The 21660-nt window shown below is 41.7% G+C and carries 17 protein-coding genes; 9 read left to right on the top strand and 8 right to left on the bottom strand.

The features are described from left to right. Nucleotides 1-73: 73 nt before the first annotated feature. Entirely contained in the window at nucleotides 74-799 is a 726-nt protein-coding gene (locus MHN30_RS15600) for a transporter substrate-binding domain-containing protein (protein ID WP_130165835.1), read from the top strand. Between the two features lie 374 nt (nucleotides 800-1173). On the opposite strand, the gene MHN30_RS15595 is transcribed toward MHN30_RS15600, so the two are convergent. The 4 genes from MHN30_RS15595 to MHN30_RS15580 all read right to left on the bottom strand — a co-directional run bounded on the left by MHN30_RS15595 (nucleotide 1174) and on the right by MHN30_RS15580 (nucleotide 7108). Continuing rightward, complete coding sequence (locus MHN30_RS15595) at nucleotides 1174-4128, bottom strand: TonB-dependent receptor (RefSeq protein WP_239360274.1); 2955 nt, start codon at nucleotides 4126-4128, stop codon at nucleotides 1174-1176. Nucleotides 4129-4431: 303 nt separating this feature from the next. Next, nucleotides 4432-5337 (bottom strand): histone deacetylase, encoded by a 906-nt coding sequence (locus MHN30_RS15590; protein WP_130165837.1) that lies wholly within the window; start codon nucleotides 5335-5337, stop codon nucleotides 4432-4434. A 39-nt stretch (nucleotides 5338-5376) separates the two neighbouring features. After that, complete coding sequence (locus tag MHN30_RS15585) at nucleotides 5377-6003, bottom strand: response regulator transcription factor (RefSeq protein ID WP_130165838.1); 627 nt, start codon at nucleotides 6001-6003, stop codon at nucleotides 5377-5379. Beyond that, complete coding sequence (locus tag MHN30_RS15580) at nucleotides 5996-7108, bottom strand: histidine kinase (protein ID WP_239360273.1); 1113 nt, start codon at nucleotides 7106-7108, stop codon at nucleotides 5996-5998. The genes MHN30_RS15585 and MHN30_RS15580 overlap by 8 nt, the downstream gene beginning before the upstream one ends. A gap of 229 nt (nucleotides 7109-7337) precedes the next feature. Here MHN30_RS15580 and MHN30_RS15575 point away from each other — a divergent pair, with 229 nt between their 5' ends. From MHN30_RS15575 to MHN30_RS15570, 3 genes are all read left to right on the top strand, one after another. Further along, a complete protein-coding gene (locus tag MHN30_RS15575) occupies nucleotides 7338-10103 on the top strand; it encodes a methyl-accepting chemotaxis protein (protein ID WP_239360272.1) in 2766 nt (921 codons plus the stop codon). Nucleotides 10104-10281: 178 nt separating this feature from the next. Next, nucleotides 10282-10479 carry a hypothetical protein gene (locus tag MHN30_RS23925; RefSeq protein WP_010369908.1) on the top strand — a complete coding sequence of 66 codons (198 nt, stop codon included), beginning with the start codon at nucleotides 10282-10284 and terminating at the stop codon, nucleotides 10477-10479. Nucleotides 10480-10542: 63 nt separating this feature from the next. Continuing rightward, nucleotides 10543-11025 (top strand): hypothetical protein, encoded by a 483-nt coding sequence (locus MHN30_RS15570; RefSeq protein ID WP_239360270.1) that lies wholly within the window; start codon nucleotides 10543-10545, stop codon nucleotides 11023-11025. Between the two features lie 73 nt (nucleotides 11026-11098). Here the strand turns inward: MHN30_RS15570 and MHN30_RS15565 are convergent, their stop codons facing one another. Beyond that, nucleotides 11099-11845, bottom strand: a complete 747-nt coding sequence (locus tag MHN30_RS15565; protein ID WP_239360269.1) for an alpha/beta hydrolase — start codon at nucleotides 11843-11845, stop codon at nucleotides 11099-11101. Between the two features lie 62 nt (nucleotides 11846-11907). Beyond that, on the bottom strand, nucleotides 11908-14496 hold the full coding sequence (locus tag MHN30_RS15560; protein ID WP_239360268.1) for a M1 family metallopeptidase: 2589 nt from the start codon (nucleotides 14494-14496) through the stop codon (nucleotides 11908-11910). Between the two features lie 486 nt (nucleotides 14497-14982). On the opposite strand from MHN30_RS15560, the gene MHN30_RS15555 reads away from it, so the two are divergent. Further along, nucleotides 14983-15885 carry a LysR substrate-binding domain-containing protein gene (locus MHN30_RS15555; protein WP_239360267.1) on the top strand — a complete coding sequence of 301 codons (903 nt, stop codon included), beginning with the start codon at nucleotides 14983-14985 and terminating at the stop codon, nucleotides 15883-15885. Between the two features lie 168 nt (nucleotides 15886-16053). Beyond that, nucleotides 16054-17760, top strand: a complete 1707-nt coding sequence (locus MHN30_RS15550; protein WP_239360266.1) for an alkaline phosphatase D family protein — start codon at nucleotides 16054-16056, stop codon at nucleotides 17758-17760. A 391-nt stretch (nucleotides 17761-18151) separates the two neighbouring features. Here the strand turns inward: MHN30_RS15550 and MHN30_RS15545 are convergent, their stop codons facing one another. Beyond that, the gene (locus MHN30_RS15545; RefSeq protein ID WP_239360265.1) at nucleotides 18152-18592 is read right to left on the bottom strand and encodes an MgtC/SapB family protein; all 441 of its coding nucleotides are present in this window, start codon (nucleotides 18590-18592) and stop codon (nucleotides 18152-18154) included. Nucleotides 18593-18694: 102 nt separating this feature from the next. Between MHN30_RS15545 and MHN30_RS15540 the strand changes: the two genes are divergently transcribed. Next, nucleotides 18695-18853: a YqaE/Pmp3 family membrane protein gene (locus tag MHN30_RS15540; RefSeq protein ID WP_010369885.1), complete on the top strand. Its 159-nt coding sequence runs from the start codon at nucleotides 18695-18697 to the stop codon at nucleotides 18851-18853. Between the two features lie 45 nt (nucleotides 18854-18898). On the opposite strand, the gene MHN30_RS15535 is transcribed toward MHN30_RS15540, so the two are convergent. After that, entirely contained in the window at nucleotides 18899-19504 is a 606-nt protein-coding gene (locus MHN30_RS15535; RefSeq protein ID WP_130165848.1) for a LysE family translocator, read from the bottom strand. 218 nt (nucleotides 19505-19722) lie between these two features. Between MHN30_RS15535 and MHN30_RS15530 the strand changes: the two genes are divergently transcribed. Next, nucleotides 19723-21075, top strand: a complete 1353-nt coding sequence (locus tag MHN30_RS15530) for a hypothetical protein (RefSeq protein WP_239360263.1) — start codon at nucleotides 19723-19725, stop codon at nucleotides 21073-21075. 123 nt (nucleotides 21076-21198) lie between these two features. Continuing rightward, complete coding sequence (locus MHN30_RS15525) at nucleotides 21199-21651, top strand: GNAT family N-acetyltransferase (protein ID WP_239360261.1); 453 nt, start codon at nucleotides 21199-21201, stop codon at nucleotides 21649-21651. Nucleotides 21652-21660: the final 9 nt, after the last annotated feature.

Raw genomic sequence — 21660 nt, 5'->3', positions numbered from 1 at the left:
CTTTATATTTTTAATATGGTGCATGAGTTAAGGTGGAATTGCAAAAAGCGGAGAAGAAATATTGGCTTATGTAATGAAATTAGCGATTTATAGCCTGATTATACTCTCTTTAACGAGTTTGAGTGCCTCTGCAAAAGATCTACTCGTGGTAACCGAAGAGTGGAAGCCGTACAACTTCACCAATGACAAAGGTGAGGTTGTTGGGAGAGCAACAAAAAAGGTAAGGGAAGTGCTTGCTGCTGCTGAAGTTGACTACGAGATAAAAGTTTACCCTTGGGTACGGGCAATGAAAATTGCCAAAGAGCGCCCAAATACAATGATTTACTCTATTTATCGTACCGCTGAGCGTGAAGCTGACTATGAATGGGCATGCCCTTTGATCCGCCCTGTGGGCGTGTATTTCTTCAAGCTTAAAACGCGCAAAGATATTCAAGTGGCTTCATTGGAAGATGCCAAGCAGTACACTTCTGCAGTAGTAAAAGGCAATATCTATTATGATTTTTTGATTCAACACGGATTTACTCAAGGAGAGCATTTGGTTGTTGCCGCCGACTCCAAAAGCTTTTACAAACTCTTTTTCAAAGGGCGGATAGACCTTGTAATGTCAACGGAATACATCATGAGTGAAGAACTTAAAACTGCAGGGCTTAACGATGACGAAGTTACACCGCTTTTAGAAGTGACGAAGGCAAGTCAGCAGCGTGGATGTATGGCATTTAGCAAGGATACAGATCCGATGCTCATAGACCGAATTAGGCGTGCACTGGTAAAGCATAATCAAGAATTTGTTGGACCATAATAGGCAATCCTTAGGGAAAGATTGCCCAGAGTGTTAGGGCACTAATCAATATTAGTAGCTAAGCTTAATTTGACCAACCGCCACGCTGCCGTTATCCCACGTTGTTCTGCACTTGAAGTTCAAAATAGCACTACTTTTGTAGTTATTTTGGTAAACGAATTGTTTGTGAAGTTTTCATAAATGGTATGTAATTTTCTTTTAGTGGAGATAGCTGTCTAAAGAAAGGAGAAGATGGTTCTAACTACTTGAAAATTAATTTAAATAGCGCATGATTTAGTGCTGTTCTACAGAACGGTTGTATGTTCCTCACAGCTAACTTTAGTTAGAAAAGCTCAATGCTTGGGTTAACAACGCATTGAGCTTGATTCTATGTTCTAAAATTTATAACTGACTGATAACTCAACTCTTCTAGGTGTTAAATAGTTTGAAGCATTTAAGTAATTTGGGTTTGCTTCAGGCGCTGATGCAGAACCAATTTCACTTGTCTCCGTATATTCTGTAACTTCTTGAGAGTTAAATGCATTTTTAATATTTGCGCGTAACGTTAGGTTTTCTGCCCACTCAGGTTTATATGTAACACCTAAATCTACAGTTTTAACCCAAGGTGTTCTTCCTTCATTACCGCGACTGCCTAGCTTGCCTTGGCAAAAGAATGAAGATGCGCTATAACCTGCAAGACCGCTATAATCAACACCTAATTCGTCTTTGTATTGCTCCAATGGTAGATATCCATAGCAGCTTACTGGTCTACCAGACTGAACCAAAATATTTGCAGACACTGCGATTTCTTCTGTGATGTTATATCCGCCAAACAGTTTCAATGTATGACGTCTATCATTCGGTAAGTAGCCATCAGCACCTTTTTGGAATAATGCATGATCCACATCTTGTGTGGCTCCTGCATCATCCTGCTCTAATGTCGAATTCACATAACCTTCCGCGTTCCCTTTACTCTTAGCATAACTGTATGAGCCTTTTAAATACCAATTGTCTTCAAATGCTCGTTCCCAAAAGAACTCTACAGCGGTGTAGGTACGTTTATATTTATCTAGGTCAAAGTAGCTGGCGGGAATTGAAACGGCTTGATAGTTTCCATCGTTTTCAAGATCCATAGCAATTTCAACATTATTGCCAGGGTTCATCATCATACAATTTGCCATGCTATTGTAGTCGAAGTTATTGTAGCCATTATCGGTTGCATAGTTTATAAATGCTTGGTGACCACAGTAGTCATCCATACCATCTTTTATTTCACGATAAATTGCTTTAACTCCTACGGTCCAAGTATCAAACTCTTGCTGATAGCCTAAGATGAACTCATCTTGGTGCATTGGTTCAAGGTTAATAGCAGCAATAGAACCTGGATGAGGTGGATTTTCATCACCGTTGTATGATGTTTCGCCTAATTTAGCACCTAACTTGGTTGGTGCACTTGTTGTTGGATCTTCATCAGCACTATCGACAAGGAAGTATTCTTCTGTGGAAAACTCTATACCAGAACCACGAATGTTAGTATTGGCCGAAATAGGAATATAATAGCGTCCAGCTGTGGCAAATAGCTTTTTATCACCTTCACCAAAGACATCCCAAGAGAACCCCAATCGAGGCGCATATTTAGTGTCACCTTTCACAAAGGATTCACCCTTTGAGTTAAAGTTTTCGAACCCTTCAGCACGAATACCTAGTCGAAGAATTATGTCGTCTGTGACTTGCCACTCATCAGTTAGATAAAACGCGGTATTCTCCACGAGATATTTACCCGAAGCTTCTGTGAGAGTACGGTGGCGAACATAATCTTGTCCTTCGGGTACAACCACACCTCGTACTTCACTTCCTGTGCCCCTATGCCAGCGCCAGTAATCACCACCAGAGAACTCTCGTCCGAGTTTGGTTGATTCAAACTCTTCTTTGTCATAGCCAAAAGAAATACTGTGTGCGCCAATGTCGTAGCGTAATCCCAGTCGAATCGAATCACGAGTATCAGATTCTGTTTCTCCTTCAGGATCGTAGCGATAATATTGGTTTGAATCTTTACCCCAACAACCGATCCGTTGTGAAGAAGTTGGAGTCTCGCGGCGATCATAAACTAATGGGCATTCAGCCCCAGGTCCTTCAAGTGGATTTCTAACACTAGAATCAAACTCCATACGCCCAAGAAGTGCATTTACAGTTAGGTTATCTGTGATATACCCCGTGTAGCTAAGGATGTGAATATCACCACTGTCACTTATTGAATATGGATCTGCTGGTGTGCCATGCTTACCCGTGTAATATTCATCTTCAGGGTTGGTGTATGGATGAATCGTGTACTCATCATCATTAAGAATATAGGTATATTCTAATACCTGACTATCGGTAATATTCCAGTCCAACTTAAATAAGCCTAACGGAGACTCATCGGTGTTTCGTGTACTTCTGTCGACATTAAAATCGTTCCATTCATCGTCGCGCCATTGATACATTGCGAAGAAAAATAGTTTGTCTTCAATGATCGGACCTGAACCGTATACGTTATATTTCAAGTAATCATATGTATTGTCAGAATTATATACATGATACTTTTCGCTCGGAGAAGGGTCGGTTTGCTTGCTTAAGTTATCGGTTCGATCTTCACGCAAGCCTTTAGGTGTCCAATATGCTGAGCCTCCAAACTCCCAATCATTGGAACCGCGTTTTGTCACGATATTCACGACGCCACCGAGCGAACGTCCATACTCGGCACCATAACCACCAGTTTTAACTTGTTGTTGTGATACGCCATCGTAAGGAAGATTGGCAAAAGAAGTAAATTTCCGAATATTTGTAACATCAAAGCCATTGATATAATAGCCATTTTCAGCAACAGATGCACCACCGAATGATGCTAGATTTCCAAAGCCTGAATCACCTTTAGTTGTACCTGGAGCAAGTAATGCAACACTCGTTAAGTCCTTTGTAATTGGTAGTCGATCTATATCTTCCGCAGTAAAGACAGTTGCTGACTCCACTGAAGTTAAATCTAAGGGAGAAACTCGGGAGCCAACGACACTAAGAACTTCAACTTTGTCTGTAAAATCGATAGAGCGCGTACCACCAACAGTTACAACTATGTCGAAGCTTTGCTCACCATTAGAAACGGTATAATTACCGGTAGGTAATTGTCTAAAGTGAAACTTCTCATTCGTTGATACGGAAAACGTTCTTGAAAGGCCTGTATTTTTATTTTTGATTGTTACAACAGAACCGTGGCTGGCAATGCCTGAAATTGAGCCCGTTGAGTTATCTGCGAACGCAGGAGCAGCTGAAGAGAGTGCAAGTACAACACCTAATGTAACTAAGTTTATTTTCATTATTATTCCTTTATATTTTGCAAAGATGCACATATTTTGTAACAAAGTCTGTATATATTTACAAATGTAAATTTTAAAATTTTATTATAAGTATAATAAACAAATGGTTAGCGTTTTTTGTTCTTCCATTTGTAAAGATCTAACATATTTCGTCTCAATTTGACTATTTCTTCCAAAAAAGTTGAGAAAAATTGAATTAATAATATAAATTTGTTGTTTTTGATGAGGAGTTTATTCATTGGTGAAGCTTATTCATTGAAGAATAAAGGGAAACTTGTTTGATTTGACGGTTGCTTAGTTGGTTTAAAGTTTTGCAGCTTGTTGCACCACAATCGCGTGGCGCTTTGCTAATCTTTGGTGATCTTTATCGTATCCGCCACCAATCACGGTCGCGACAGGGACACCATGCTTTTGACATAAGCTCAGCACCAGTGCATCTCGTTTCGCAATGCCAAGCCATGAGATATCCAATTTACCTAAGTTATCACCTTGCCAAACATCGACACCAGCGTCGTACAGCACAATATCTGGATTTAGATCAATCAATAATGACTCAAGTGTATGTGCGACAACTTCTAGGTAGTGAGTGTCACTGATCCCTACTTCTAAGCCAATATCTAAATCGCTATCATGCTTACGAAAGGGGAAGTTTTTCTCGCAGTGGATTGAGCAGGTATAAACATACGGGTTGTGCTTTAGCATAGCGGCGGTACCGTCGCCTTGATGAACATCCAAGTCAAAGATTAAGGCATTGGTGATCTGATTGCTGTCGAGCAGATGTGTGGTCGTAAAAGCGAGATCGTTTACCATGCAAAAACCAGAGCCAAAATCATAGTGTGCGTGGTGCGTGCCTCCGGCTAAATGGCATGCAATACCATGTTTAAGCGCAAGTTCTGCAGTTTTTAGCGTTCCAAGAGGCGCAGTAAAAGTACGTGCCATAAGCTGCTCCGACCAAGGCAAGCCGATACGGCGCATCATTTTAGCGTTGAGTTGATCACGCCATAAGTCCCAAATATATTGCTCGCAGTGCACGCTTTCAAGTGGCGATGGGTCGCCGGCTTCAGGGCTATAAACATTGTTGTGAATGAGCCCTAATGCGTCTACTTCATGGTAAAGACGCGCAAATTTACTCATCACGAAGCGGTGCTTTGGGTCAAAATTGAATGAGTAATTAGAGTGATAAACTAGTGGTAAATTTGGGTTGTTCAAAAACGGCTCCGGAAATGGCGATATGACAGTGTAGCAATATCAATCCCCGAAGCCGAGCGCTTTAGCTTTCAGTGTTGCTTGTGTTCTGTCTCGTACTTGTAGTTTTGCGAGCAAACAAGAAACCGAGTTACGGATGGTACCTTCCGCTTTATATAATGTATTGGCGATTTCCTTATTGGAATATCCTTTCGCGATTAGTTTTAAAATATCCTTTTCTCGTGTGGTGAGCTTATCTAAAGTGGGGTCAGGTTTTAGTAAGGTCTCAGCAAGCTCGTCTTGGATGATGAGCTCACCTTGATGGACTTGTCGAACGGCATCAATTAGCTCTTCTAAGTCCACGTCCTTAAGAAGACAGCCTTTAGCACCAAGCTCTAGGGCTAACTTTAGCTTTGCAGTATCATTGAAGGTAGTGAGGATAATGACTTTAAACTTGATTGCCAAAGGCAAAAGCTCGGTGAGCACATCGACACCATCTAGCTCAGGCATTCGCATATCTAAAAGTACAATGTCAGCTGTAATTTGGTTTAATTGAACCTGTTGGATGAACTCACTGCCGCTGCCACAACTACCAGAACAAATAATGTCACCACTTAGCGAAAGCAGTGCTTGCATACCTTGGCGCACAAGCGCCTGATCATCGACTAGGTAAACTGATATTTTAGCCATTTGTCGTCCCAAAATGGATAGTTAATGTTACGCCTTGATGAGTTGACACATCAAGACTGCCGCCGAGTTCTTGGATCCGTTCCTGCATACCAGCCAGACCATTTCCAAATCGAATACTATTTAAGGTAATGCCGTTGTCACTTATTTGTACTTTTAACCCTTGTTGACAATACACTCGTACTCGCATTTTATCCGCCTTGGCGTGCTTCAAGGTATTGGTGATGGCCTCTTGGCAGCATTTTAAAATGCAATTGGCATAACTTAATTTCTCGAGTAAGGGATGATGTTCATAGTCGAGTTCAATGTTAAGACGAGGGATTGATTCAGTAAGCCTCAGCAATGCATCATGGAGATCGATATGCTCGTTGCTACGCTTGTCGCTGACTAAATCGCGAATACATTTTAGGGTGTCTTTAGCTTGCAAATAGCAGCTATCTAATAGCTCGGTTAATGGTGCAGCCGCAGTTCGTCTTGCGACATCTAAATTTACAATCAGACTGGTTATTTGATGTCCAACATCGTCATGTAATTCTCGTGCTAACTGAAGTCGCTCTTGTTTAGCAATACTTTGGCTCAACAGAGACTGCGTTGCAGATAGCTCACTGTGCGCGAGTTGTAGCGCTTCTTTGGCCTCTTGTTCTTTTTGCATTCTTTTACACACCACGTACGCAAATAACTGAAAACAAGCAAATAACACAGCGTTGAGATATTCAAAACCATGTCCCCAAAAAAAGTATTGCGACGCAACATATAAGCAGGAGGTAACTAGGATATACCCAAGCGCAAAACTTAAAGGAACATAAAAAGCAAGGATCCCAACGAGTTTTACGTTGTAAATGAGATGAATTGCGGCTGGGGAGGTAAGGTTAATTGACTGGATCAAAAGTGCCAATACAAACAGCATTGAATACCTAACCTTGTAGCCATAGTATTTTTCGGATTCATTGATACATAAAAGTACGAGGATCAAAACACCGATATGCTGTACCCAAGGCAGCCATTGTGCTTTTTGCTGAGCATAAATCAAACTTGGTATTGCAACGGCTAACCAAGTGAAAATGGTTGTTACCAACCAAGCCGTCGGATAGCGAAAAAACGCCGACATCTACTTACTCCGCTAAAAACCTGCTCTGCAGGTATTATTCCTTTATTCTCTTGCGAACCTATCCTAGCAGATATTTGTGACTCTGTGATGATGACGAATGTCATAAGTTTTACATTGTAAATCAAAGTGCAATAACGGTTTTTCACCCTTGATACTGCATTGATTTGTGGCACCACTATTCCTGTTCTATCTTTATGTAACAATCTTTTCATAATTAGGGATACTCAGAATGAAAAGTGTTAAGGCAAAACTTATTTCTGCGGTAACTGCGGGTTTAGTGGTAATGCTCATCGGTGCGATGATTACTGTTTTGGTGATGAAACGCGTCGCGGAGCAGTATGACAGCATGATAGACAATGAATTGGCTGCTCGCGAGCAAATAAACATAGTGCTCGATGATTTCAAAACCCAAGTACAAGAGTGGAAAAATGTACTCATTAGAGGAAGAGATCCTGCCCAGCTAAATAAATATTGGTCAAGATTTGAAACCAAAGAAGCTGAAGTACAAAAGCAACTCAGTTCAATTGTTTCAGCCTATACGTTACCAACCACCCTAGAAAATAAGTTGCGTGAATATCAAAAAGAACACCTCACCTTAGGACAAAAATATCGTGAAGCGGTGGAACTATTCAAAAGTTCAGGCTTTGATATTAACCTTGCTGATGCTTCAGTGAGTGGAATAGACCGCCAAGCAAGTGTTTACTTACTTGAAATTAATGAGCAAATTAACGCGTTAGTAGACACGAGAACGAGTGAAATTGTCGCGACAAAAAACCAACTTATCTTTTTTAGTACCCTAGGACTCATCATTATTGCGCTTGTGACTTTAGGATTACTGACTTGGTATATGCAGCATTTAATCACTCGTCCAATCCGCCGTGCATCTGATGTGGCGAAAGCAATTGCGAGTGGTCGATTAGACAACAAAGTCGTTGTACACAGTAACGATGAAATAGGTAATTTACTGGCAAATTTACGGCAAATGCAAACTAGCTTACTTGATGCGACTCAAAAGCTAGAGCTACAAGCAAAAGAAAACTTACGGATCCGTTATGCGCTAAATAACGTGGCCGCGCCCGTGCTTTTATGTGATGACAGTAATCAAGTGATCTACGTAAATGCACAATGTGATTCTTTATTTGATCGTTACCGCACTGCGTTAAGTGTGCCGACTGAAGTCGTTAATCATCCAATTCCCGAAGCTTTACTTCACAGCTCTAAAGCACTGCACCAGGCTGCGGGTCAATTAGTACGTCAGCTAGAGTGGGAGTGGTGCGTAGGTGACATAATCATTGCAGTAACCGCCAACCCAGTTTCCGATCAAAATGGTAGGGTGTTAGGTACGGTATTTGAATTTAAGGATTTAAGCCAGACAAGACGTGCAGAACAACAGGTTGAACAGCTCATTAAGTCAGCTTCCGATGGCAAACTAAGTGAACGTATAAACCTTGAGGGATACGTTGGCTCTATGAAATTAATAGCCAGCGGACTTAACAAACTACTTGATGCTGTTGAGCAGCCCATTAGCCAAACAAAACAATATCTTACTTCGCTTTCAAAAGGAGAAATTCCCGAGCAGATTAGCGGTGAGTTTAAGGGCGAATTTGCGCAAATACATATGGCCTTACAGCGCGCCACCTCATCACTATCGTTACTTATTGAGGATACTTACAGTTTAGTTGCCGCCGCAGGAGAAGGGGAGCTCTCTACTCGCGCGGATGAAGCCAAACATCAGGGTGAATTTCGGAAAATCATTCGTGGCGTTAATGAAACGCTTGATGCGGTCTCTAAACCCGTAGCCCTTACTAGTGGATATCTAGAAAGTATCGCAAAAGGAGAATTACCCGCCTTAACGAATGATGGTTATAAAGGAGAGTTTGATAGCATCTATCAAAGCCTCTTTGCTTGTGTTGGTGCGATTAAATTGATGCTAACCGATGCCGAAAAGCTTGCTGAAGCGGCCAGCGAAGGAGACTTGCATCATAGAGCAGACGCTAGCAATCACCATGGCGCATATGCCTGCATAATTACAGCCATGAATGAAACGCTGGACTCGATTGAAGCGCCACTTAAGGAGTGCATGAATGTGATGGATGGGCTGTCTCAGGGAAATTTAACTCGCCAAGTTGAAAAAAGTTATGCGGGTGATTTTGCGCTGCTGAAACAATCGGTGAATACCAGTGTTGGCAACTTAGCTAATATGATGCAAAAGCTACTCGCCATGGCGGAATCCATCACGGTTTCGGTACAGCAGATCACCACAGGCATCGAAGAGTTAAGTGAACGATCCTCTTCTCAAGCTGCATCTATTGAAGAAACACGGGTATCAGTTGGTGAAATCACCGAAACCGTGCACTCGAACGCCAGTAATGCGCAATCTGCTAATCAGTTGGCCATTGAAGTGAACCAGCAAGCACAGCAAGGTGGAAAGGTGGTTGAATCAACGATTGAGGCAATGACCGAAATTAGTAAGAGTGCCAAAGAAATACTTACCGTCATTGAGGTTATTGATTCTATTGCGTTTCAAACTAACTTATTAGCGCTGAACGCCTCTGTTGAAGCTGCAAGAGCCGGAGAAAAAGGAAAAGGTTTTGCGGTCGTTGCCTCAGAAGTGAGAAATTTAGCGCTGCGCAGTGCAAGCGCCTCAAAAGACATTTCTGAGTTGTTGGGAAGCAGTAACATCAAAGTGAAGCAAGGATCTAAGCTGGCGTCAGAATCCGGTGAGACATTAAAAACCATCGTGGAAAGTGTGTATGGACTTGCATCGCAAGTGCAAACTATCGCTGAGGCCTGCAATACGCAATCAAGTGGTATTGAGCAAATTAATCTAGCAATTAAACAAATTGATGGTATCACGCAACAAAACAATACTTTGGTAGAGATGACGAATGCATCGGGGCTGTCATTGTTGAGTAAAGCCAATGAATTGCGAGAGATGGTTGAGCAGTTTGATATCGGCAAGACTAAAGCGGAGTTGATGAAAGTGGTGAGCTAAAGATCAGCAAAATCTAGGGCCTGTTGATCTTTCAAGTTTGTTTTTGCAGCAGTTTGATTGGTATTGATACAAGGCAGAGCCAGCGTAGCATAGTCATTCTATGTAAGTCTGGCGATAAAGACTTTGTGCTCCTGCAAAGTCACCTTACCCCACATCCTTGTGGGGCAACACAGAAGAGATGCTAATCAAGCGCTGCCCTTTGGGTTCATCTGAGTGCGCTTTGTTCATTGTTGCTCAACTTTTGCCTAGATTACTAGGCGGCAAGTCGAGCGTCGCGACCAAAACACACTCAGAAGAACAAAAATCAAACAGCAAAGGTCAACAGGCCCTAGCACATACGGTTGCTAATTTTATTGTTTTTAGGAACATCACGTGACATGATTGGATAAACTTGGTGGCTTTTTAGCCGCTAACAATGTTTAGGGATGAGGCATAAACCATGGTTACACCAATCATTATTATACTGTTACTTTGCAGCCCGTTATTACTCGGTATTATCTATTCAAAGGTAAGAGGCGTAAAGGTAGAGACAACAAAGCTTGCCTGTTGGGGTCTCGGTATTGCATTTATGTTCTTTTTTATTGGCCATATCGTAAAAGCACAGGGAATGGTAGAAATGTTACCTAGTTGGGTGCCGTATAGGCTTCCTTTGGTGTACTTCACTGGTGTCATCGAACTCGTCGTAGCGATTCTGTTATTTATACCTAAATATCAATTATCTACAGCAAAAGCGGCTATTGCCATTTTTATCCTGTTTTTTCCCGCAAATGTGTATGCCGCGCTCAACAGCGTTGGCTTGGGAGGACATCAGTGGGGACCCGTTTATTTGCTAATTAGAGCACCACTGCAAATTATATTGATTGTTTGGGCATATTTTATGTGTGTAAAACCGCTATCAATGCCTGTGGCTGAAATTAAATAAAGTTCAGTTCAAATAGAACATATAAACAGAAAGAGGAGTGAGATTTCCTCACTTCTCTCTCTGCGTTTTGCGACTATTGGCCTTTTACTTTCTCATTCTCTAGGCAAGGTTTACCAGCTAAATGAGCCGCCAAAATTTGTGCTATTTTGTCTGTTAGCCAGCTCGGACCTTCGTCAGTCATGTCGTTGTGTTTTGCATTCGCTATCGTGACAACACAATCCTGATATTTTTGCTTTTCAGCAATATTTGGCAACACTCCTTTGTCTGCTGGAAAGTCACTTGCTCGTATCGACAATACCTTTACATCAAGGCTTCTCGGTAATGGCACTCTGCGATGGTCTAGCGTAATGATTTGGTTTGCAAATTTAGCACCGTGATTGATTAACCATGCTGAAATGTCACCGCCATTAGAATGGCCAATTAAGAGGATATGCTCAAAGTCAAAGGTGGTGAACTTCAGCTTAAAGTAATCGTGAATAAACATTAGCGTATCAGCGCCACGCTGCCAGTTTTCCGCGCGCGTTTCGTATAAGTTCCCTTCGACGGAAAGAGGAGGGTCAGTTGCAAGCTCATGGCCTACAGTAATAACCAAATATCCTGCTTGGTTTAGCGTCTTGACCAAGAATTGATATTCGGTATGTGAGACACCATAGCCGGCGCTTAGCAGAGCAACGGGACAAAGCGCTGTAGTTGAGCAGTTATCGGTATTGGATGGTTGATGAATTTCTACAGGAATTGCTCTATCACGAGCGGGATCAATCACGGATTCAGCGGCCAAGGTGAATGGCAGACATAGCAATAATAAAAATGAACGTAACATATTTATCCTAAAAATAGTGGCGCTCAGCAAAAGCCAAAAGCGCCACAACTGGTTGGAGTCTTTTACAAGTTATTCAAAAACTGGTTAACTGATACTAGCTCTCTTTGCTTTTGCATAATGCAGGTATTTGTTGCCAATTCCAGTTGTTTAAGTGATTTACTTAAGCCTTCTATCTCGTTTTGCATTGGTCCAAAAAACTGCTGCGCCTGTTTTAGCGCATCTGCGTCACAGTACGAAAAAAGGTAAAAAGGTAGCTGTGACTTGGCAAAAGGAGGGAAGCGTTCCTTTAAGCGCTCAAAGTGCTGATAAAACCACTTTTGATAAAGCGCTTTTCGCTCATCGCCTTTACCATTCCCGCTTAATATGTAATTAAAGTCTGAGGCTGTTACATGCTCGCTTAGGGCATAATCTAGTACTTGTTGTTGCAATTCTTGAGGACCAAAATACCCCATGGCAAGCAATAGGTTAGTACGCTGAGTTGGGTTATTAGTAGTTTCAAATACCTTTTTGTACGACTTCAACAGCTCAGCATCACCGTAGTAAGCGGCAATTTGCAGGAAACTTCTCGCCAAGTAGGGGTCAACTTTATCAGGTGACGTTAAATATAAACTCGCTTGTTTTTTGGCATGCGTAATAATGGTTTGATGCTTGGTCTCGAAAGCCAGTGCTCTAACCAATGCTGCACGTATTTCCGATGTGGCAGCTGGTTCATTTGCATTTGCCTTAAGTCCATATCGAGAAAATGTAGGCTCAACATACGTGGTATAAAGTTTCTTCCAAAGTAACTTATTTGAATCGTCTTCATACTGTTTATGTTGTGATAGTAATTGAGTAAGAGCGGCCTTTGCTACTTTGGGATGAGTGTCGTTAATAAACTCACTGAGTGTTAACATCAACGCATTGGCATTTATTTTTCCAGACTCCATCAGCGCGTCAACATTGCTTAGTAAGTCTAATCTCTCCCGCTCGTTTAGCTTGTTTGGGGCATGTGATATTAGGCTTGCGAGTTGAGACTCAGAAAGATCCCAGCGGTAATAACCTGTCGCATTGTCGTTTGGTAAGATCCACTCAGGCTCAAAGTCTAATTTAATCTGTTGTGTCTTGGAGTCTAGAAGTATTGTCTTAGTGGCCGTTTTGTCACCTTTACCATAGCGCAATGTTATGGGGATATGCCAAGTTTGTGCTGCCGCTTCTTGCCCTTTTATTACAAAACGTTGTTGGGATAAGGTGGCATTCTGACCATCTAACTTAATCGTCAAAAGTGGAAATGAAGCTTGTGATACAAATGAGTTTAGCACTGTCGCAACATCTTTATTAGACACTTTACCCAGCTCATTCCAAAGATCTTTGGCTTCTGCATTTTTATAAGCAAATTTACGGATATAATTGCGCATGCCTTGCTTGAATACGGCTTCCCCAAGCCACTGCTCAACCATGTAAAGTACCGCGCTACCTTTGCTGTACGCAAGTCCCAAGCCGTCTGTTACATCAGACTCTGTAATAACCGGTTTGCGGATCGGTGAGGTAGTTGCTTGAGCATCATAGGGCATGGCACTGTGTTGAGATAAGGATAAATTTGTCTCTAGCTCAGGAAACAACTGTAATGTGATCTTTGCAGCCATCCAAGTGGCAAATGCTTCGTTTAACCACAGATCATTCCACCATTTCATCGTAACTAGATTACCATACCATTGGTGTGCGAGCTCATGAGCAATAACGTTCACATGCGAAGTTTGCGCTTGTCTTGTCGACGTTGCTGGATCGATAAGTAATATATCTTCTCGGTAAGTCACAAGGCCTGCATTCTCCATTGCTCCGAACGGAAATTCAGGGACTGCGACTTGGTCTAGTTTTTTATAGACATAGGGTAAGTCAAAATAGTCTTCAAGTGCTTTGAGTATCTTTGGCGTGTTTTCGATGGAATAAGCGGCAAGATTTGATTTCTTTTGTGGGGTAATAATGTTCCCTGGAACCGACATCCCTTTAACATCAAGTACTTCGAATGGGCCAACGGATAAGGCAACTAAATAAGAAGGAAGGGGCGGCGTCTTGTCGAAGTAGTGGGTGGTCATGCCATTTGACTTTTTGGTCTCTAAAACAGGCGTGTTGGCGAATACTTTTTGATCGTCAGGGGCGGTAATAGTGAGTTGAAATGGAATTTTATACTCAGGTTCATCAAACGTTGGTATTGCTCTTCTTGCATCACTCATCTGAAACTGAGTAAATAAGTAAGGCACGCCATTGTCTATGGTTTTATAGAGACCGACGCTATTGCGATTGTAAGGGGCGGTATAGTCAATAGTAAGCGTGTAGCGACCCGGTTGCAGTGTTTTTTCGCAACTTAGTCTCACTTTACCGGTTTCGAGCATTTTATCTCTGAGCTCACACGACGCTTTTCCGACTAACTCAGCAGTGTTGATTGCATAGTCTAATCCGTTGAGCTCAATAAATTGGGTGGCTTTGAGCACCTCAAGTTTTATAGTCGTGTGTCCTGAAAAACGCTCCTTAGATGGATCTAAGTTAAATGTGACTGCTTGTTCTATCGGTTTAGCTACGGTGGCTAGACGATGAAGTTCAGCATTAGATTGGGCATCAACAGAAGCGCTAGTAGCTAGTAAAATAGCACTGCATATCAGAGATTTAGATAGCATAAAAATCCTTTATCCATATTTGTTATTGTTGTAATCAATGTGCTGTATGTTGTCACTAGGTGTGAACAACACATAATGAGCGCGATGTTCCATTTACTTTAACAAAACTTGTTGCAAAAAGAGTGTGGATAAAGGTTTACTATCCATTCAATATTTAAAATATTAATTAATATCAACGAATTGTAGCGGTGGGTTAGTCGACTTTTTGTGTAACAAAAATTGTAACAGGCTCCACCGGACTTAATTATGTTCCCACATATTGAAACTACTTATGTTTCACTGTGTGTTCTAACTTCAGATAGGCTCCGATTATATTTAACCAGTGTAATAACCGTGACTTTGGCTTTGGTTTGCAATAATTCATTGTTGCTCCTGTCGTCGTAGTGAGTAACCTGAGTTCAGGTTAAGTAATTTATGACTGTATCTTGGGTCAAAATATGGCAGGATACCAACGATAGTTAATTACAATTAATATAAGTTGAACTTATGGATAAGAGATTAAGGCACTTAAGTGCACTACGCTGTTTTGAGAGTGCAGCTCGGCTCCAAAGTTACACTCAAGCTGCGCTCGAATTGAACATTACGCAAGCGGCAGTAAGTCAACAAATGCGGCAACTGGAAAATGCACTTGCAGTTAAGCTTTTTGTAAGAAAGGGCCGAAATATGCACTTAACTGAAGCCGGCGAAGTGTTGTTAATGTCTACTCAAAGTGCGTTTAAGCGCATTATTGGGGGATTAAATCAAATTCAAACGCAAGAATTGGCTGGTAGCTTGACCATAACGTCAACCCAGTCTTTTTGCTCTTTATGGCTAATGCCTAACTTATCTTCGTTTTACGAGTCTCATGACGACATCCAAATTCGTGTGCTTGGCTCTAATCGCTTTGAAGATATTCGTTTAAATCACATTGATATCGCGATCCGGTTTTCTACTCAGAAAGAATTAGCGTGTCCCGCCGGACTTGAGCAGCTATATCTGGGGGAAGATAGCAACTATCCTGTTTGTTCACCAAGCTACAAAGAAGCGCTGCAAATTAAGTCTCCGAGTGATTTAGCAAGATGCAACCTTATTCACCACGACGATGATAAAGTAAGCTGGGAGCAGTGGTTTGAGTCTCAAGGGATATGCGGTTTAAGTATTTGTGCCAAAGGTCCACACACTCGAGTCTCTTCTAATGACATGGCATTGAGTGCGGCGCTTAAAGGCCAAGGTGTTGCAATCGTCTCCAAAGAGCTATTTTTAGACTTTCAACAAGCTGGACTTATTGTGCAGCTTTTTGATATCCCTCACCCTGTGGTATGGCAACGCTATGTGTTATTCGATCCCTATTCACCAAAAAGAGCTCGGATCCAAGTATTTATTGATTGGCTTATTAACCACTTGCCATAAGGCCTAGTTATGGCTCATTAATTGAGCCACTTTCGTATTATTTCATGAATGCGGAAGTAAATGTGAACTTGAAATAAATATTAAACTAAAATTTAACATTGCCGAATTAGACTCCGTTCCCGCAAGGAAAACTAGCAAGGATGCCAACATTCAAATACCGAGGAAACGATGAAAACTTATACTCTCACGCCAGCCGTGTTGATGCTCATGAGCAGCGTCGCCAATGCCGAACCTGAAGTTCACTACGAGTCTTGTAAATCCACTTTTAACTATCTAGCCGCACAGTATCAAGGGACGACGGATAAAAATAATTCAGGTTCGCAGTGGTGCTATTTAAAACAAAGCATTGAAGGCGCAACATGGGGTCATGTTAGAACAGAAACCATCCCAGAATTCAAAACAGTAACCGGAAAAGCGTGTAAAACGCCATCGGAGTATCAGGGTGAAAAATTTTATGGCTGTACAACCCGAAATCACACCGCACCTTGGTGCTATGTTGAAGAAGGTGGCTGGGAAGAGTGCCAACCAGAAGCGCCGCCAGCGCTTTTAGCTCACACTCAACCCCTACAAAGTAAGCGATTAGATAGAGTTGCACTTGGCTCATGTTTCAAAACCAAAGGAGATATGCCCGAAGCGCTCGCTAAACTAATTGGTCAACAACCGGACCTATTTCTTTGGTTAGGGGACAATATCTACGCAGATACCACCGATATGGCAGTGATGCGCCAGAAGTACGATGATAAAAAGAACAATAGTGAATATCGCAAGTTTTTAGAGGCTAAGATCCCAGTGATGGCGACTTGGGATGACCACGATTTTGGTTGGAACAATGAAGGCAAACATTATCCACAGAGAGTAAACGCACAGAAAGAATACTTGCGTCACTTTGATGTCGATAAGGCTGATCCAAGAGTAAATGGTCAAGCTGGTATTTACGAAGCCAAAATGCTGGGTGGCTCGGGCGAAACCACACATGTGATCACATTGGATGCCCGTTACTTCCGCTCTCCAACCTTTTCAAGTTACGGTGCGTGTGAAGGTGAAAGTAGCACCATATTGGGAGAGGCGCAGTGGCAATGGCTTGAGCAAGAGTTACAAAAACCATCAGAAATCAAGCTGATTGCAAGCGGTATTCAAGTACTGCCTCCGCTGCATCAAGGCAGAAGTAAAACTAACTACTGTGCTTATGGAGACGGCAAAACATTTAATGCTGCCATCGCGTCATTAGAAGAAACAAATATGTCTGGTACTAGTTATGAGTCTTGGGCTGAAATGCCAGCGCAAAGAGAGCGTTTGCTTAGGTTAGTACAGAAATCAGTGAACGAAGGTAAGACTAAGGCCGTTGTGTTTTTGTCTGGCGATCAACATTGGGGAGAGCTTTTGCAAAAGACTATTCCCGCAAGCAGCACATATGGTCAAGCAGTTAACGTCTACGAAGTGACGGCATCAGGGTTTGGTCAAAACTGGCCTTATCATATCGAAAACCCATTAAGGTTACCGATTTACGCAGATGACAAAGGGGATGGCAATTTTGCCAAAGCATGTCAGTTACCGTTCAAATATGCAGGTGTAACCTACCAAGGGTGTATCACGCGAGACAACGATAAGCCTTGGTGTTATACCCAAGTGGATGATAACCAAAAAGGCATCGAAGGTGAGTGGGGCAACTGTGCGCCAGCAGGTGCCAGTATTCCAACCGGACGAGTTGGTGCAATAAGCAAAGACATCGCAAAGTTAACAACATCTAACCGCCATTTGATTAATAAATCGGGAAGTAACTACGGCTTGATAGATATAGATTGGCAAAATCGTGAACTGAAAATGTCTATTGAAACGGCAAACGAGGAAGCGGTTTCAACTATTATCAAGTTTTGATGTTTCGTTATTAGCTGAGCTTAGTGCTCAGCTAATAAGATAGTAACTCTTTGTAAACTATCGAAATAAAATGTATATTGCGTGCAATCAAGGAAGAAAGCAGGTAAACTGCACTTCGGATAGTACCTCAGGCAAATTAAAAGGACATTAATTTGAAATTTGTTATTTCACTTTTACCCGCACTTTTTTTGACTAAATTAGTTTTTTATCTTACTGATTTCGAATATTTTTTATTCGAAGATCCCTTTGACTTCGGTAAATTGCTTATTGATATCAGCGTTTTTGGGTTTTTTTATTTTGTCGCTATTTTAGTTTACGAGTACTTCTTTGGTGAAAAGTTAGAGCTCAAGCGCCAAGTCTCAAACAAAAGAACGAAAGGTTCAACGTAAGTCTATTGAGAACTCGAAGGCTTTTTATAAGGCTCAAGTAAGCGAAACACCAAAAACCCGACCGCGCTTAATACAATTGCGATTTCATATCGTTGATATGCGCTTGAGATCCCTATTGCCCCGGTTAACCAAATACCTGCAGCGGTTGCTGTGCCATGTGTGGAATTATCATTTTTCACAATAGAGCCACCACCAATAAAGCCAATTCCAGTAATGACACCGTACATTACTCTTGCTTGCGCTTCATGTGATTCAAAGACGTCCAAACTTGTTAAAATAAAAGCACAACAGGAAATAGCGACTAATGGGAATGTTCTAAGCCCCGCGCTATCGGAACTACTTTCTCTATTAATAGCCAAAGGTAATGTAAGTAAAAACGCAAAAATAATTTGGTAAAAGTGATACCAAATGAGTGCTAAATCAAGATTAATCCAATCTGGCATTTTTTATCTCCTATACTGTTATTGGGTTAATGCAAAAGGCATTCCTTTGAATTGGCATAACCCATGCAGAATGAAAGCGTCTATAACTTTTAGGAGAGAACAATGGATTTATTGAGGATCATCATTGCAATTCTGCTTCCACCACTTGGTGTATTCTTACAAGTCGGTCTTGGCGGGGCTTTTTGGTTAAATATTTTGCTTACATTGTTGGGTTATATACCAGGAATTGTGCATGCAGTGTGGGTGATTGCCCGTCGGTAAAAAGCGGACAACAAGTAACAATAACACGGTAATCTTTGCAGGGGATTATCCTGCAAAGATCTCCAGCACAATTGGCATTACTGAAAGCACCAGTAATGCAGCCATCACAAAATTAAACCATCTACGACTTTGCTCATTTTTTAATACATGTTTCAGCGATGAACCAAACACCAACCAGATCCCAACACAAGGAAATGACACCAGCAGAAAGACAATGGTGATCATCAAGTTTTGACTCATAAAATCTGCGCCAGTGGAGGTATAAGTTGAAATAGCACCTATTGCTACAATCCATGCTTTTGCGTTTACCCACTGAAATAGTGCGCCTTTTAAAAACGAAAAAGGTTGAGGGCTTGAGTCTGCATCAGTTGTGGGTGAAGACATCGCGACAAGGTAAGCAAGATATAGAAGATAAATGACGCCAATGCACTTTAAAATAAAGTGCAAACTAGGAAATAGCTCAAAAAGCTTCGCAAAACCTAAGCCGACCAGCAAAAGCATAATCGAAAAGCCCACACAAATACCGCTTAATAGCGGAATGCTCCTCTTTAAGCCAAAATTAACACCAGACGTCATTACCATAATATTGTTTGGCCCTGGCGTTACGGAAGACGCAATAGCAAATAAAGTGATAGCAACCAAATAGTCCATTAAGTAGTCCTTTTTAAATAGTCTGGGTGTTACATCAAGGCATTTGTTATCTTGAGAGTGTCTTTTGTCTGGTAATGCCAATTGGATTTCATACTTCACTATTGGGTTTGTGTGTAAAATAGTCAATAGGTGATTAGTCGAGGTGTTGTTTTTGGTTTTGTTATAAGATAACATATTTAAAGTTATGGTATAACATAAATAAAAATAGGATCTCTCTCATGGTATTAAAAGGTAAACTTTTGGCAGTTGCCATTTCTGCAATTCTTCTTTCTGCATGTGGTGGTACTGAACACACAATCGTAAAAGTAGACCCGCCAGCCCAAGATAATGGCAACGATGACGATGGTCATGATGATCACGATCATGGAGATACGATCGCAGACGCAAATGGTCGTCTGTTAGTTACTAGCGCTGAAAGTAACGTTGTGAATGTGTACTCAACGGCGGATAAATCACTTATCGACTCGATTGGCGTTACCCACTATCCAAAATATGTATATAGCTCTGAAAATCACCGCTTTGCTGTCTTGGTGCAACGTGACCAAGGTTTAGTAGAATTTATTGATGGCGGTTTATATGAAGAGGAGCATGGCGATCATCACCATACTCATGAAGAAGCGCCTGCACTTGCTTCGTTCCATTTAGAATCAGTGAAGCCAACACACGTTACAGTGGGCGAGTCGGGTATTGCTGTATTCTCTGATGGCGACAAAGACAGCCAACAGAATGCCAGTGCTGCAATGTTCACTGAAGCGCATATTAGCGGCGAGCAAAGCGAAGTTGCTGCATTACATTACGACACTTACATGCACGGTGCGGCGCAAGCTCGAGGTGAATTTCTAATTAGCACGATCAGAGACCCTCAAACTGAAACTTCTCTACCCTCGCAAATTGGTTTGTATCATGCGCATGGTGACCATTTTCATCAAGAGCAGGTATTTAACGTAAGCTGTCCAGCACTTCACGGCAGCGCGCAAAATGAAGAAGCTGTGGCATTTGGTTGCGGTGACGGTGTTGCGCTTATCACTCAGCAAGGTGAAAGCTTTAGTGCAGTAAAACTAGCTAACCCAGATTACTTTGCTGACGGGCAGCGAATTGGCACCCTTAAAGGCCACCATGATGCAGAGCAATTTATCGCATCAGCAGGTAATGATGTGCTGATGGTTGACCCAGAGCATGGCCATATCGAGAAGCTTGAATGGCAAGTAAGTGATAACTATCGCATTGCTAGTTTTGGATTTAGCTTTGCAGGTGAGCATGTTGTGGTGATGGATACCTCAGGTAAACTCAGCATTTTTGCCGGTCATGATCATGATGGCGAGCACCATTTTGAAGCCGCAGGTGAAGTACAAGTAAGTGATGCTGATTTAACTACGATGCCAGAAGGTCATGGCTTCCAAATTACATTTTCTCATTCAGAGCAAGCAGTATATGTGAGCGACCCAATTGCAAAACAAATTAAAAAGTTTGATTTAGAAGAAGCCAAACTGATAGACACATTTGAGCTAGATTATGTACCTGAAAAACTAGTATGGCTTGGTATTGCAGCAGAGGAGCCTCACGACCATTAATACTTAACCTGAGGTTTGGATAAGGAATGAGCCTACTCATGTAGTCCCTGACAATTTTTAACACTGTAGATAGTGGCTTTGCCACCTTAGTTAAGCTAAGGTGGCTTTTTTTAAGGAAAAAATATGAGAATTAGACCAGCCACCATCAACGACTTAACCACACTTCTAGACTTAGAACAGCAAGTGGTTGAAGCGGAGCGTCCGTATAACGCAGCAATCAAATCGCAAGACGCCAAATACTATGATCTTGAGAAATTACTCACTTGTTCGAATACGTTAGTGGTTATTGGTGAAATGTCACAGCAAATAGTCGCAACAGGATATGTGCAGATAAGGGCGTCTAAACAGCAGTTACAGCACACGCAGCACGGTTATCTTGGTTTTATGTATGTAACACCAGAGCATCGTGGTAAAGGTTTAAATCAAGAGATCATGGAGCACTTAATCGCTTGGTGTAAAACCCAAAACGTCAACGACTTTTACCTTGATGTATACAGTAGTAACGCCGCAGCAATTCGCGCGTATGAAAAAGCGGGATTTACACCTTGCCTGCTGGAAATGAAGCTACACCTCTAGATTAACCAA

Origin of the sequence: Pseudoalteromonas sp. OF7H-1 (assembly GCF_022347825.1) — a bacterium.
GTDB lineage: Bacteria > Pseudomonadota > Gammaproteobacteria > Enterobacterales > Alteromonadaceae > Pseudoalteromonas > Pseudoalteromonas maricaloris.
This window is presented reverse-complemented; position numbering and strand designations above follow the sequence as displayed.